The following is a 13,145-nucleotide window of genomic DNA, read 5'->3' on the forward strand; positions in this document are numbered from 1 at the left end:
CTCACTCCCCCTCCGTCGCGACGGTGCGTCGCTCGATGCGCTTCTCGATCCCCGTGCCCACCTCGACGATGCGGTGCACATAGACGCCGGGCAGGTGCACCGCATCCGGGTCCAGTTCGCCGGGTTCGACGAGCTCCTCGACCTGCGCGATGCAGATGCGGCCGGCCATGGCGGCCAGCGGGTTGAAGTTGCGGGCCGCCTTGTTGAAGACGAGGTTGCCGTGCCGGTCGCCGCGCAGCGCGTGGACGAGGGAGAAGTCCGTCGCGATGGCCTCCTCGAGGACGAACTCCCGGGCTTCACCGCGGACGTCGAAGCGGCGGACGTCCTTCGGCGGGGATGCCACGGCCACGCCGCCGGCGCCGTCGTACCGACGCGGCAAACCACCCTCCGCGACCTGCGTGCCGACACCCGTCTGCGTGTAGAAGGCGGCGATGCCGGCCCCGCCGGCGCGCAGCTTCTCGGCGAGGGTGCCCTGCGGCGTGAGCTCGAGCTCCAACTCGCCGGAGAGGAACTGGCGCTCGAACTCCTTGTTCTCGCCCACGTACGACGAGGTCATCTTGCGGATGCGGCGCGCTCGCAACAGGACACCGAGACCCCAGTCGTCCACCCCGCAGTTGTTGGAGACGACGGAGAGGTCCGTCGTCCCCTGTGCGAGAAGGGCGTCGATGAGGGCGATCGGGTTTCCGGAGAGGCCGAAGCCGCCGACGGCGATGCTCGCGCCGTCGGGGATGTCGGCGACGGCGTCGGCCGCCGAGGGAACCGTCTTGTCGATCACGGTGCACTCCTTCGTGTCGTTGCTCCCAGCATCGACGTCGGGGGCCCGGACCGCGAGCGGTCGGTTGCGATGTGGGACGCTCCGCGCCTAGGGTCCACGATGTGGAACACCCCTCGTCGACCGTCCCGGGAGCGCAGGCCATCGCGCGGGCGGCGCGCCTACTCCGGCTCGTCAGCGCCGCCGGCGCGGAAGGCCGCGGTGTGCGCGAACTCGCCCACGAGGCATCCCTCTCCCGGTCGACGGCGCACCGCCTGTTGACCGCCCTGCGCGCCGAGGGCCTGGTCGATCAGGACGAGCGCACGGCACGATGGCTGGCCGGACCGGAACTCTTCCTCATGGGCGCGGCCGCCGCGCCCCGCTACGACATCACGCACGTCGCCGGCGACATCGTCCGATCGCTCGCGGTGAAGACCGAGGAGAGCGCGTTCCTGTCCGTCCGGCGCGGCGATGAGACCGTCTGCCTCATGCGCGAGGAGGGGTCGTTCCCGATCCGGTCGTTCGTGCTCAGCGAAGGAATCCGCTTCCCGTTGGGCGTCGCGTCCGCGGGGCTCGCGATCCTCTCGTTCCTGCCGCAGCCCGAGGTCGACGCCTACCTCGGCCGCCATACCGACCTCGCCGCGCGGTGGGGTGATGTCCACGATGCGGATCCCCTGCGCGCACGCATCGGGGAGACCCGGGACCGCGGTTACGCGGTGAATCCGGGGCTCATCGTCCCGGGATCGTGGGGGCTCGGGGCAGCCGTGTTCGATCAGGAGGGGCGGCCCGCCTGGGCCCTCAGCCTCACCGGCGTCGAGTTCCGCTTCGGCCCGGACCGCCTCCCCGAGTTGGGGCGTCTGCTGCTCGCGCACGCGCACCAATTGACGACCCGCATCCAGTCCGTCCGCCGTCGATGACGACGGCGGCGGTCACAACCCCGCGGTCTCGAGCCAGCGCAGCCACACCTCGCTGACGGTCGGGTACGCGGGGACGGCGTGCCAGAGGCGGTGCAGCGGGACCTCGCCGACGATGGCGATCGTCGCGGCATGGAGCAGCTCGGCGACATCGGGTCCCACGAACGTCGCCCCGACCAGCACGCCGCGCTCCGCGTCGATGACGGCCCGTGAGCGCCCTTCGTACCGGTCGGAGTGGGTGCTCGCCCCCGCCACCCAGGACAGGTCGTAGTCGACGACCTTCACGTCGATGCCGGCGTCACGAGCGGATGCCTCGGTGTGTCCGACGGCGGCGACTTCGGGCTCGGTGAACACGACCTGGGGAACGGCGCTGTGGTCGGCGGTGGCCGCCAGCGCGCTCCAGGCCGACGTGTCCACGTCGTTCGACGCGGCGCGCCGCGCGATGACGTCGCCGGCGACACGGGCCTGGTATTTGCCCTGGTGGGTCAGCAGGGCCCGGTGATTGACATCGCCCACCGCGTACAGCCAGTCGTTCCCGGGGACGCGCATCGTGTCGTCTACCCGGATCCACGATCCCGCCTCGAGTCCGACGTGTTCGAGGCCGAGGTCTTCGGTGCGGGGCACACGACCCGTCGCCACCAGGATCTCCTCCGCTCGGACGACGGAGCCGTCATCCAGAGTGACACTCACCCCGTCGGAGGAACGGGCGACGTGCTCGACACCGCGCCCGGTGAGGACGGTCGCGCCCGCGCCCGTCAGGGCGGCGCCCACGGCCTCGCCCGCGAAGTCCTCGAGTCCGCCGAGGAGGGTGGACCGGGCGATCACGGTCACGTCCGAGCCGAGGGCCGTGAAAGCCGTCGCCATCTCGAGCCCGACGACGCCGCCGCCCAGGATGATCAGCGAGGACGGCACGGTGCGGACCCCCGTCGCCTCGCGACTGGTCCAGGGTGCGGCATCCTGCAATCCGGGGATGTCCGGGATCAGCGCTGCGGAGCCGGTGCAGACGGCGACCGCGTGCCGAGCCCGAAGCGTCGTCGTCTCGCCGTCGGCCGCGGTGACGGTCACCTCCCGCTCCCCGGCGAGGCGCCCGTGGCCGCGCACCAGGTCGATCCCCGCACCCTGCAGCCACTCGACCTGCGACGTGTCCTGATAGTCGTGCACGATGCGGTCCCGGCGCGCGAGCACGGCGGCGACGTCGACCCCGCCGGTCACCGCCTCCGCGGCGCCCGCGACGTCGCGGGCCGCGCGAAGCGCGGCGGGCGCACGCAGCAAAGCCTTCGACGGCATGCACGCCCAGTAGGAGCACTCGCCTCCGACGAGTTCGCTCTCGACGATCGCAGCGGTGAGACCACCTCGTATCGCGCGGTCGGCGACGTTCTCACCGACGGGTCCTGCTCCGATGACGATGAGGTCGTATTCGCGTGTGCTCATGCCCTCACGCTAGTGACACCAGGCCCGCCCGGGGCCGGAACGGGCGCTCCGTCTGCCATACCCGCCATGTGACGTCAATGGTCGCGGAGGATTGCCGGGATGTCGGGGGCGTGTGGTTGGCTGAAACACCGGCCGAAAGGACCCCTCCATGGCGATCGAGTTCCGATCCGTCACCAAGCGCTTCGGCGATGGACCCGCCGCGGTCGACGATGTCACCCTCGAGATGCCGGCCCGCAAGACGACGGTCTTGGTGGGGTCGTCGGGGTGCGGCAAGACGACGCTCCTGCGCATGATCAACCGCCTCATCGAACCGACGTCGGGCGACATCACGATCGACGGCGAGTCGATCCACGCCAAGGACGCCGTCCAGCTGCGGCGGAGCATCGGGTACGTCCTCCAGAACGCCGGCCTGCTCCCCCACTACACGGTGGCGGACAACATCGCGACGGTGCCCGTGCTCACCGGACAGACGAAGGCGGCCGCACGGCGTCGCGCGCTCGAGCTGATGGAGGTCGTCGGCCTCGACGCCGCCTTCGCCGACAGGTATCCCGCGCAGCTCTCCGGCGGTCAGCAGCAGCGCGTCGGCGTCGCGCGCGCCCTCGCCGCGGACCCCAACATCCTCCTCATGGACGAGCCCTTCGGCGCCGTCGACCCCATCGTCCGCAAAGAACTGCAGGCCGAGGTCATCCGGCTGCAGCGAGAACTCGACAAGACCATCGTCTTCGTCACGCATGACATCGACGAGGCCTTCCTCCTGGGCGACCAGGTCGTGATCCTGCAGAAGGGCGCACACATCGCCCAGCGCGGCACGCCCTCGGAGATCATCGAATCCCCGGCCGACGACTTCGTCGCGACTTTCATCGGCACCGACCGCGGAGCGCGCGCGTTCCGCGCCAAGCAGACCCCTCGCGGTACCGTCCTCGTGGACGGCGCGGGACGCACGCAGGGAGTGCTCGTATCGGATACGGCCGAGGATCCGAGGTGACCTCCCCATGAACTGGGTCCTCGACAACCTGGACCTGATCGGTCGCCTGACCGTCGCCCACCTCCGACAGAGCACGATCGCGATCCTCGTCGGGTTCGCCGTCGCGGTGCCGATCGGTTGGGCGGCCTTCCGCTACACGCGGCTGCGCGGCACGGTGCTGGGTGCGGTCGGCATCCTCTACACGATCCCGTCGTTCGGCCTGTTCGCGCTCATCAGCGCGATCAGCGGCATCCCTCTGCTGTCCGAGACCAACCTCGTCGTCGCGCTGACCATCTACGCGGTCGCGATCATGACCCGGTCGGTCACGGATGGACTCGCGTCGGTCGAGTCCAGCGTCCGCAACGCCGCGATCGCAGTCGGCTTCGGTCCGTGGCGGCGCTTCTGGACGGTCGACTTCCCGCTGGCGGGCCCCGTCATGCTGGCGGGCCTGAGGGTGACGGCCGTCTCGACGATCTCGCTCGCCACCGTCGGCGCTCTGATCGGCGTGCAGAACCTCGGGTACCTGTTCACGAACGGATCGCAGCGGAGGATCCTCCCCGAGGTCTTCGCGGGCGTGCTCGCCGTGGTGATCATCGCCCTCGTCATCGACGCGCTCCTCCTGCTGGCCGGACGCGCGCTGATGCCGTGGACCCGGCGAACCTCGCCCCCGCGGTCGCGGGCACGGATGCGGGAGGTCGCCGCATGAACGTCTTCCTCGACGCCTTCGCCTGGATCTTCTCGCCGGATCGCACGACGGGATACCTCCCCCTCGGCGAGGCGATCCTCCAGCACCTCGGCTTCACCTTCGGCTCGGTCGCCCTCGCTGCGCTCGTCGCCGTACCCGCCGGATGGGCCATCGGGCACACCGGTCGCGGACGCGAGATCGCCGTCTTCCTCTCCGGCGCCGCCCGGTCGCTGCCCTCCCTCGGCCTCGTCGTCCTGCTCTACCTCCTAATCGGCGTGAACTTCAAGGAGCAGGCCGCCGTCGTCTCCTTCGTTCTCCTCGCCATCCCCTCGATCCTCGCGGGGGCCTACGCGGGGATCGAGGCGATCGAGCGCACGACGATCGAGGCGGGGCGCGCCGTCGGGATGACGCCGATGCAGGTCCTGTGGAAGATCGAGATCCCCCTCGGACTGCCGCTGCTGATCGGCGGCATCCGCTCCGCTGTGCTGCAGGTCGTCGCGACGGTCACCATCGCGGCCTACGTCGGCCTCGGCGGACTCGGCTTCGCCCTGATCCAGGGCATCCAGACCCGGAATCCGGCGCAGATCCTCGGGGCGTCGATCGTCGTCGTGGTCCTCGCCCTCGTGCTGGACGGCGTGTTCGCGCTGCTCCAGCGCATCCTCGTCCCCCGCGGCGTCGCCGTCCAGCGATCCGCGCCGCGCCGCCTGCGGCCTCGCCCGTCCCCCCAACCCGCCTGACTCACAGCAGCACGACCCCTATCCCACCCGGAGGCACCCATGTCCATCACCCGCACACGCATCCTGCCCGCCCTCGGCCTCGCCGCCGTCGCCGCCCTCGCACTCTCGGCCTGCGGGTCGAGCGAGTCCCTGCAAGGCGGCGGATCGGGCGGCAACGGCGGAGGCGAGGAGTCGTCGACGATCGTGATCGGTTCGCAGCAGTACTACTCGAACGAGATCATCGCCGAGATCTACGCCCAGGCTCTCGAAGCCGCCGACTTCACCGTCGAGCGCAACTTCTCCATCGGCCAGCGCGACGCCTACATGCCCTCGCTCGAGGACGGATCGATCAACCTCTTCCCGGAGTACACCGGCAACCTGCTGCAGTACTTCGACAAGGACGCCACGGCGACGACGCCCGACGATGTCTACGCCGCGCTGCAGGACGCCCTCCCGGACGGTCTGACCGCGCTCGACTACTCGCCGGCGACCGACCAGGACTCGTACAACGTGACCGCGGCCTTCGCCTCCGAGAACGACCTCACCGAGATCGGCGACCTCGCCGGCATCGACGGGCTGAAGCTCGGCGGCGCGCCTGAGCTGGAACAGCGTCCCTACGGCCCCACCGGGCTCAAGGACGTCTACGGCGTGGATGTCGCTTTCGAGGCGACCGCCGACACCACCGTCGACGAGCTCGTCGCCGGCAACATCCAGGTCGCCAACGTGTTCAGCGCCGACCCGCGCATCAAGACCGATGACCTCGTGACCCTCGAAGACCCGAAAGGCCTCTTCCTCGCGTCCAACGTCGTGCCGATCGCGAGCTCGGACATCGCGGACGAGATCGCCGACGTGATCAACGAGGTCAGCGCCGCGATGTCGCCCGAGGAGCTCGTCGCGATGAACGTCGAGTCCTCCGTCGACCAGCGGAACACCGAGGACATCGCGAAGGACTGGATCGCCGACAACCTGAGCTGATCCGTGCGCACCGAGGGCCCGCGGGCCGCCGCATCCGTCTCCGTCGTCATTCCTGTGAAGGACGACGCGGACGAGCTGCGACGCTGCCTGCGGGCCCTCGCTCTGCAGACGAAGCGGCCCGATCAGATCATCGTCGTGGACAACATGTCCTCCGATGAGTCCGCAGAGGTCGCCCGCTCGGCGGGCGCCGACGTGATCCACTGCGACCGGCCCGGCATACCGGCTGCGGCAGCCGCCGGCTACGACGCGGCGTCGGCCGACCTCATCCTCCGACTGGACGCGGACTGCGTTCCGGCGGGGTCGTGGGTCGCTGCCATGAGCAGCGCGGCCGACGCGCACCCCGAGGCCTCCGTGTTCGCCGGGGGCGCGCGGTTCGTGGACGGACCCCGCCCGCTGCGGACGCCGCTGGCGAGCGTCTACCTCGGCGCGTACGCGATCGTCCTGCTCCCCGTCCTCGGCCACGTCCCGCTGTTCGGCTCCAACCTCGGTCTGCGGCGCGACGCCTGGCGGCGCGTCAGCAGCAGCGTCCACCGGGACGATCCCGAGGTGCACGACGACCTCGACCTGTCGTTCCACCTCGGCGAGCACCACCGCATCCGCCTCGTCCCCGGCGCCGCGATGGGGATCTCGATGCGGCCCTTCACCTCCGCATCCGCGTTCCGTCGGCGGGTGCGCCGCGGCGTCCGCACCGTCGTGATCCACTGGCCCGCGAGCTTCCCGCCGGTCCGCTGGGCGCGTCTCGCGATGCGACGCGCGGGCTCCGCGGTCGCTCGGCGGGTGACCCGGTGAACCGCCTCCTCGGCGCCGTGGAGGCTCCGCTCCTCCACATGATGACGCTGAACGTGCGTCGTCCGATGCCCTCGCTGCTCTCTTCGCCGTCGGATCGCTGGGCACGCCGCCGCCCCGCCCTCGTGTCGATGCTCCGGCGGGAGAGCCCCAGCATCCTGTGCACCCAGGAGGTCCTCCCCGGTCCCGCGGCGGAGATCGCCGCCGCCCTCGGACCGTCGTTCGCGCGGATCGGCGTAGGGCGTCGACGAGGCGGGCGCGGGGAGGGCTGTCCCGTGTTCTTCGATCGAGACCGGCTCGAACTGCTCCACCACCGCCAACGTGCCCTGTCGGACACACCCGACGTCCTCGGCACCCGGTCCTGGGGCAACCTCGTGCCCCGCATCATCACGGTCGGCGCCTTCCGCGACCGCACCACCGGTGCGCGCTTCGCCGTCGTCAACACGCACCTCGACCCCTTCTCTGCGCGGTCCCGGATGCGCGGGGTCGACGCCATCCGCACTGAGGTGCGCGGCACCGGGCTCCCGACCCTCGTCTTCGGCGACATGAACACCAGCGCGGAGTCCGATGCACTCCGCGCCCTGCGCGCCGGCGATCTGCTGACGGACACGTGGACGGTCGCCGCGGAGAGGGTGACCTCCGCCTGGGGCACGTACGCGGGCTACCGCGCACCCGTCCGCGACGGCAAGCGGATCGACGTGATCCTCGCAACGTCGGACATCGAGGTCGAACGGGTCGGGATAGACGCGCGAACCGAGGACGGGATCGCGCCGAGCGACCACCTGGCCGTCCATGCCGCTCTCGAGGTGCCGCGATGAGGGAGGACTTCCTGCGCCCGCCGGCGTCGCCGGCGGAATGGGCGGCCGACGGCATCCGTCTCCTCGGCCTGGCCAGCGTCCTGGCCGCCTTCGTCTGGTGGACTTTGACGGATGCCGGGATCCTCGCACTCGCACTGCCCGCCCTCCTCGTCCCGCGCCTGCTCGGTGTGCTTCCGTGGTTCGACGTCCTCTACGGAGTGACCGTCAGCGTCGCCGCGTGGAGCAACGTCCTCGACCTGTACCGGTCTATCGCGTGGTGGGACCTCGTCGTGCACTTCGTGGCGACGGGGGTCATCGCGTCAGTCGGGTACGTCGCCCTGCAGCGATCCGGCGTCCTCCCAGACCGGCCCCGGCGGCGCACCGCGATCGTCCTCCTGCCGACCGTCGGGCTCGCCATCAGTGCGATCTGGGAGATGGTCGAGTGGCTCGGGAAGACGTTCGTGGACTCCGAGATCTTCGTCACCTACCCGGACACCATCGGGGACATGGCCGTGGGAGGGACGGGCGCCCTCCTGATGGGGCTCGTCCTCGCACGGATCCGCATCGACCGAGCCGCGAATCGCGCGGCGGACAGGAAGGACGCATCATGGCAGCGTTGAAGAAGGGCGACCGGGTCAGCTGGAACACCTCCCAGGGACGCACCCACGGCACGATCGTCGAGCGGAAGACGAAGGACTTCACCTTCGACGGGCAGGACTTCACCGCGTCCAGCGACGAGCCCGCCTACATCGTGGAGTCCGAGAAGACCGGGGCGAAGGCCGCGCACAAGGGCTCCGCGCTGTCGAAGCTCTCCTCCTGAGGCGGAGCCGGCGGGGAGTTCTCCCCATGGACCGGCCCTCGGGCGATTCCTATCCTCGGACCAGGAGGGGGCGCGATGGGCATGATGTCGCCGAAGTGCCTCGGGTGGGTCATGGAGAAGCTCGGCTTCGAGTGGCCGGACACCGACGAGGACGAGGTGCGCAGGGTTACCCCTCCTTCTACAACCAACCCGGTCAGGTCTTCACCCGTGTCCCCAGCGCGGAGATGCCCCCGATCTCGTGAGCCGAAGGAGAGTCATGTCCACTGATCCGACGACGGAACTCATCCGTGCGATCGTCACGAACATGCAGGGCGCGCGCGACGACTGGAAGTCACTGGCGATGGTGATCAGCCTCGGCGGGGGGCGACTGAGCGAGACGTCGGGCTACGCCTACTCCCCGGACGGAACCGTCTCGGCGGTCGCCTCACGCCCCTCGCAGATCAAGCCCGCCGTCGACGCCTACCTCGCCGACCGCTACCCCGAGGGCGCCGAGCTGCCCGCGAAGTTCCTGCTGCAGTTCGACCGCGACGCCAAGGCGTACGAGATCACGGTCGAGGACACCGACCCGATGCGATGGAAGGTGACCCCCGACAACGTCGAGGCGATACGGCAGGAGCTCAAGCCGAACCTCGGCTGACTCCCGGCCCGTCCGCGCACCGCGGCGCGGCGCGGCGCGGCATCCTCCCTCCTCGACCGCGGAGAATCGACCCATGCCCATCGTCGACAACGCCGTGTACGTGGACGGCCGCCGGATCCAGAATCCGGTGAACCTCAGCGAGACCTTCGAGCACATGCGCGACCACCACGGCATGGCGTGGATCGGCCTCTACCGCCCGACCGAGGAGGAAGTCGCCGCCGTCGCCACGGAGTTCTCCTTGCACCCGCTCGCCGTCGAGGACGCCCTCGCCGGGCATCAGCGCGCCAAGCTCGAGCGGTACGGCGACGTGCTGTTCACAGTGCTGCGACCGGCGCGGTACGACGGCACGACGGATTCGGTGGACTTCGGGGAGCTGCACGTCTTCGTCGGTCCCGAGTTCGTGGTGACGATCCGGCACGCGGACTCGCCGGACCTCACACAGGTGCGGGCGAGGATGGAGCACCAGCCGGAACTGCTGCGCATGGGTCCGGAGGCGGTCCTGTACGCCATCCTCGATCAGGTGGTGGACGAGTACTCCCCGGTGCTCGCCGGGGTCGAGAACGACATCGACGAGATCGAGGAGACGCTGTTCAGCGGATCGGATGCCGGGCTGTCGCAGCGCATCTACACGCTGGCGCGCGAGGTGATCGCCCTGCACAAGTCGACGCTCCCGCTCGACGACATGCTGCAGCGGCTGCTGCAGGGGTCCGAGAAGTACAAGGTCGACATCGAGTTGCAGCGCTCGCTGCGAGACGTCCTGGACCACGTCATCCGCCTCAACGAGCGCATCGTGGCGTTCCGCTCGATCCTCGACAACGCCCTGACCGTCCATTCGACGCTCGTCACCCAGCGGCAGACCGACACCTCGCTCGAACAGAACGAGCAGGTCAAGAAGATCTCGGGGTGGGCGGCGATCCTGTTCGGGCCGACCCTGGTCGGCACGGTCTACGGGATGAACTTCGATCACATGCCCGAGTTGCACTGGACCTTCGGGTACCCCATGGCCCTGGGCATGATGGTCGCGAGCTCGGTCGTGCTCTATGCGGTCTTCAAGCGCAAGAAGTGGCTCTGACCGGGACATCCGACACTGCAGAAGCAGAAGGCCCCGGTCACTGGCGAGAGTGACCGGGGCCGTCCGTGCACCCCCTGGGACTCGAACCCAGAACCCACTGATTAAGAGTCAGTTGCTCTGCCGATTGAGCTAGAGGTGCGTGATTCGAAGAACTCGAACCGAGGGTCAACACTAGCATCACGATCGGCTGCTCCGCCAATCGAGACGCCCTCGGCACCCATGAGGGCGCCAGGCGCAGCACGTATCCTGGAGCCGTGACGCCTCTGCCCTCCGCGACGGACTGGACCGCCCCCTTCGAGGGCGACCTGACGGATGATCTCGCTCTCGCTCTGCGCCTCGCGGATGCCGCGGACCGCGTCGCGATGGAGCGTTTCGACGCGCCGGACCTCGACGTCCGCACGAAGGCCGACGCGACGCATGTCACCGAGGCGGACCTGGCCACGGAGCGCGCCATCCGCGACCTGCTCGCGGCGGAACGCCCCGTTGACGGTGTCTTCGGCGAGGAGTTCGGCACGAGCGGCGACGGATCGCGGCTCTGGATCATCGACCCGATCGACGGCACGGCGAACTACCTGAAGGGCATCCCGATGTGGGCGACCCTGATCTCGCTCGTCGTGGACGGCGTGCCGCGGGTCGGCGTGGTCAGCCAGCCGGCCATCTCGCGTCGCTGGTGGGGCGCCACGGGCGCCGGTGCGTGGACCCGTTCCGCCGACGGTGAGACCCGCCGCATCCGCACCTCCGACGTCGCGTCGCTCTCCGACGCGAGCATCAGCTTCCAGAGCATCGCGCAGTGGGATGCCGAGGGTCGCGCGGACGACCTCCTGCGCCTCTCGCGCGCCGTGTGGCGCGATCGCGGCTACGGCGACGCCTGGCCCTACATGCTGCTCGCCGAGGGCCGTCTGGAGTTCGTCGCCGAGTTCGGGGTCCGCGAGTACGACATCGCCGCGCACGTGCCGATCATCCTCGAGTCGGGCGGCCGCTTCACCGACATCCACGGGGCCGAACGACTCGATGCGCTGTCGTCGCTGGCGACCAACGGCATCCTCCACGACGAGTTCCTCGGGATGCTCGGCGCGTGAGGTCCGCGCGACACGGGACGCGCCTCGCCGCCGCGGTGGCGGCGAGCGGCCTCACGGTGCTCCTCGCCACGGCGTGCAGTCCCACGCCGGGACAGGCCGGGGGGACGGCGGCGGCTCCCGTCCCGGGCGCCTCCGCACCCGCGGCATCCGCCCCACCGACCATCGATCCCGCCGACGTGACGTGCGAGAACATGCTCTCGCCCGAGACCGTCGACGCGTTCACGGCGACGGGGTGGACGGTCCGCGAGGATCCGTTCGTGATCCTGGACCTCGAGCTCCCCGACGGCACGGCGTGCACCTGGGGCGACTTCAGCTCCCCCACCAACGACGACCTCGTCCTCTTCGGGTGGTCCCCGATCTCCCAGGCCGATGCCGACGCGACCAAGGCGGCGCTCGAGGCGGAGGGGTGGCTCCGCGAGGACGACGACGCCGGCGTGATCATCACCGAGGACCCGGATGCGGCGCTCCGCGTGGACGAGCAGGGGTACGGCGTCACCTACCTCTTCGGCGACGGCTGGGTGAAGGTCTCGGACACCCGGCAGGGCCTGGATCTCATCGAGCTCGGCTGACCCACGACGAAGCCCCCGGCATCCGTACGGACACCGGGGGCTTCACTCCGTGACAACGGTTCGTGGAGATGGGGGGAATCGAACCCCCGTCCATCGCTGAGAGACGGCGTCTTCTCCGGGCGCAGTCTGTAAAAGGCGTTCTGCTCGGCTCCGACCTTCAGTACAGACACATAAGTCGACGAGCCCAGCCTGAAGAAAGTCCCACGTGACGCTCAGGCGACGTCACGCAGCGAGATCCCTTAGATGACGCCAGGGACCGCGAGGGGATCACTCACGGACTGACGGACTCGGGCTCGCTGCTTACGCAGCGAGGGCGAAGTCGGACTGCTTCTTTTCGGCAGTTATTGGTTCGCAGAGATCGTTAACGAGATAACCCTGCATCCTCGGCCCGCTTCCCGCAGAGTCACAGGCGATGTCGAAACCGATCATCCCCGGGACGCCTGACGGCGTGTGGACCGTTGTCACACTGTGGAGTTCTTCTGTCTCGGATGCCGGAGCGTCCGAGCATCCCAGACTACCACCCGGACGGCCGGCTCAGTCGACGAGGAAGTAGTCGCGCGCGAGCGGCGCGACCTCCAGCGCCTGCGCCTCCGCCTCGCCGACCCATCGGAGTTCGGCGATCTCCGCCGCGGCGCGCGGCTCCTGGCGACCGAGCGGAACGTCGAACACGTCCGCGACCACCGTGTGCCCGGCCTCGTTCGCTGCCGCCGCCCGGAAGACACCCCGGGATCGGAGGTCGTCGACGGCGACGTCCACGCCGAGTTCCTCGCGCAGCTCGCGGACGAGCGTCTCGGCCGGGCCCTCCCCCGTCTCGGGCTTTCCGCCGGGCTGCATGAAGGCCGTCGTGCCCGTCTTGCGGACCAGCAGGAGCCGTCCGGAGGCGTCGCGGATGACGGCGGCCGAGACCCGGATCGAGCGGTCGGAGGCGTCGTCGGAGGCGGTCACGCCT

The 13,145-nt window shown here is 69.9% G+C and carries 16 protein-coding genes, 1 tRNA gene and 1 other RNA gene; 13 read left to right on the forward strand and 5 right to left on the reverse strand.

All coding sequences use genetic code 11. From position 1 onward, the window contains the following. Position 1 precedes the first annotated feature (1 nt). Positions 2–775, reverse strand: a complete 774-nt coding sequence (locus Q9S36_RS02885) for a CoA transferase subunit A (protein WP_064001903.1) — start codon at positions 773–775, stop codon at positions 2–4. Between the two features lie 101 nt (positions 776–876). Here Q9S36_RS02885 and Q9S36_RS02890 point away from each other — a divergent pair, with 101 nt between their 5' ends. Beyond that, positions 877–1,668 carry an IclR family transcriptional regulator gene (locus Q9S36_RS02890; RefSeq protein ID WP_311283854.1) on the forward strand — a complete coding sequence of 264 codons (792 nt, stop codon included), beginning with the start codon at positions 877–879 and terminating at the stop codon, positions 1,666–1,668. A gap of 12 nt (positions 1,669–1,680) precedes the next feature. On the opposite strand, the gene Q9S36_RS02895 is transcribed toward Q9S36_RS02890, so the two are convergent. Beyond that, positions 1,681–3,096 (reverse strand): NAD(P)/FAD-dependent oxidoreductase, encoded by a 1,416-nt coding sequence (locus Q9S36_RS02895; RefSeq protein WP_311283855.1) that lies wholly within the window; start codon positions 3,094–3,096, stop codon positions 1,681–1,683. A 148-nt stretch (positions 3,097–3,244) separates the two neighbouring features. On the opposite strand from Q9S36_RS02895, the gene Q9S36_RS02900 reads away from it, so the two are divergent. From Q9S36_RS02900 to corA, 10 genes are all read left to right on the forward strand, one after another. Next, positions 3,245–4,081, forward strand: coding sequence for an ABC transporter ATP-binding protein (locus Q9S36_RS02900; protein ID WP_253034227.1), 837 nt, complete (start codon positions 3,245–3,247; stop codon positions 4,079–4,081). A 7-nt stretch (positions 4,082–4,088) separates the two neighbouring features. Beyond that, positions 4,089–4,766: an ABC transporter permease gene (locus Q9S36_RS02905; RefSeq protein WP_217530112.1), complete on the forward strand. Its 678-nt coding sequence runs from the start codon at positions 4,089–4,091 to the stop codon at positions 4,764–4,766. Then, positions 4,763–5,482, forward strand: coding sequence for an ABC transporter permease (locus Q9S36_RS02910; protein WP_253034249.1), 720 nt, complete (start codon positions 4,763–4,765; stop codon positions 5,480–5,482). Before Q9S36_RS02905 ends, Q9S36_RS02910 begins: the two co-directional genes overlap by 4 nt. A gap of 39 nt (positions 5,483–5,521) precedes the next feature. Then, positions 5,522–6,436 (forward strand): ABC transporter substrate-binding protein, encoded by a 915-nt coding sequence (locus tag Q9S36_RS02915; RefSeq protein ID WP_311283856.1) that lies wholly within the window; start codon positions 5,522–5,524, stop codon positions 6,434–6,436. A gap of 3 nt (positions 6,437–6,439) precedes the next feature. After that, on the forward strand, positions 6,440–7,225 hold the full coding sequence (locus tag Q9S36_RS02920; RefSeq protein WP_253034225.1) for a glycosyltransferase family A protein: 786 nt from the start codon (positions 6,440–6,442) through the stop codon (positions 7,223–7,225). Beyond that, complete coding sequence (locus Q9S36_RS02925; protein WP_311283857.1) at positions 7,222–8,040, forward strand: endonuclease/exonuclease/phosphatase family protein; 819 nt, start codon at positions 7,222–7,224, stop codon at positions 8,038–8,040. Before Q9S36_RS02920 ends, Q9S36_RS02925 begins: the two co-directional genes overlap by 4 nt. Then, the gene (locus Q9S36_RS02930; protein WP_311283858.1) at positions 8,037–8,639 is read left to right on the forward strand and encodes a hypothetical protein; all 603 of its coding nucleotides are present in this window, start codon (positions 8,037–8,039) and stop codon (positions 8,637–8,639) included. The genes Q9S36_RS02925 and Q9S36_RS02930 overlap by 4 nt, the downstream gene beginning before the upstream one ends. Further along, complete coding sequence (locus Q9S36_RS02935; protein WP_064001895.1) at positions 8,627–8,839, forward strand: DUF2945 domain-containing protein; 213 nt, start codon at positions 8,627–8,629, stop codon at positions 8,837–8,839. Before Q9S36_RS02930 ends, Q9S36_RS02935 begins: the two co-directional genes overlap by 13 nt. Before the next feature lie 256 nt (positions 8,840–9,095). Further along, positions 9,096–9,476, forward strand: a complete 381-nt coding sequence (locus Q9S36_RS02940; RefSeq protein ID WP_311283859.1) for a hypothetical protein — start codon at positions 9,096–9,098, stop codon at positions 9,474–9,476. Positions 9,477–9,549: 73 nt separating this feature from the next. Continuing rightward, positions 9,550–10,548 carry a magnesium/cobalt transporter CorA gene (corA, locus tag Q9S36_RS02945; RefSeq protein ID WP_311283860.1) on the forward strand — a complete coding sequence of 333 codons (999 nt, stop codon included), beginning with the start codon at positions 9,550–9,552 and terminating at the stop codon, positions 10,546–10,548. A 66-nt stretch (positions 10,549–10,614) separates the two neighbouring features. Here the strand turns inward: corA and Q9S36_RS02950 are convergent. Then, positions 10,615–10,687 (reverse strand) — tRNA-Lys (locus Q9S36_RS02950). A 115-nt stretch (positions 10,688–10,802) separates the two neighbouring features. Here Q9S36_RS02950 and Q9S36_RS02955 point away from each other — a divergent pair. After that, entirely contained in the window at positions 10,803–11,627 is an 825-nt protein-coding gene (locus Q9S36_RS02955; protein ID WP_311283861.1) for an inositol monophosphatase family protein, read from the forward strand. Further along, positions 11,624–12,196 (forward strand): hypothetical protein, encoded by a 573-nt coding sequence (locus tag Q9S36_RS02960; RefSeq protein ID WP_311283862.1) that lies wholly within the window; start codon positions 11,624–11,626, stop codon positions 12,194–12,196. The genes Q9S36_RS02955 and Q9S36_RS02960 overlap by 4 nt, the downstream gene beginning before the upstream one ends. 60 nt (positions 12,197–12,256) lie before the next feature. On the opposite strand, the gene ssrA is transcribed toward Q9S36_RS02960, so the two are convergent. Together ssrA and Q9S36_RS02970 are read right to left on the reverse strand one after the other, a co-directional pair. Further along, positions 12,257–12,629, reverse strand: a transfer-messenger RNA (tmRNA) gene (gene ssrA, locus Q9S36_RS02965). Between the two features lie 101 nt (positions 12,630–12,730). After that, on the reverse strand, positions 12,731–13,141 hold the full coding sequence (locus Q9S36_RS02970; protein WP_217530127.1) for an NUDIX domain-containing protein: 411 nt from the start codon (positions 13,139–13,141) through the stop codon (positions 12,731–12,733). Between the last annotated feature and the right edge of the window lie 4 nt (positions 13,142–13,145).

The sequence above is a fragment of the Microbacterium sp. ARD31 genome (genome assembly GCF_031844425.1).

What these genes read in the sequence shown, in the direction of transcription:
- Q9S36_RS02895 (WP_311283855.1), bottom strand. Translation starts at nt 3,096, where the DNA reads ATGAGCACACGCGAATACGACCTCATCGTCATCGGAGCAGGACCCGTC.
- Q9S36_RS02900 (WP_253034227.1), top strand. Translation starts at nt 3,245, where the DNA reads ATGGCGATCGAGTTCCGATCCGTCACCAAGCGCTTCGGCGATGGACCC.
- Q9S36_RS02905 (WP_217530112.1), top strand. Translation starts at nt 4,089, where the DNA reads ATGAACTGGGTCCTCGACAACCTGGACCTGATCGGTCGCCTGACCGTC.
- Q9S36_RS02910 (WP_253034249.1), top strand. Translation starts at nt 4,763, where the DNA reads ATGAACGTCTTCCTCGACGCCTTCGCCTGGATCTTCTCGCCGGATCGC.
- Q9S36_RS02915 (WP_311283856.1), top strand. Translation starts at nt 5,522, where the DNA reads ATGTCCATCACCCGCACACGCATCCTGCCCGCCCTCGGCCTCGCCGCC.
- Q9S36_RS02930 (WP_311283858.1), top strand. Translation starts at nt 8,037, where the DNA reads ATGAGGGAGGACTTCCTGCGCCCGCCGGCGTCGCCGGCGGAATGGGCG.
- Q9S36_RS02935 (WP_064001895.1), top strand. Translation starts at nt 8,627, where the DNA reads ATGGCAGCGTTGAAGAAGGGCGACCGGGTCAGCTGGAACACCTCCCAG.
- Q9S36_RS02940 (WP_311283859.1), top strand. Translation starts at nt 9,096, where the DNA reads ATGTCCACTGATCCGACGACGGAACTCATCCGTGCGATCGTCACGAAC.
- corA (WP_311283860.1), top strand. Translation starts at nt 9,550, where the DNA reads ATGCCCATCGTCGACAACGCCGTGTACGTGGACGGCCGCCGGATCCAG.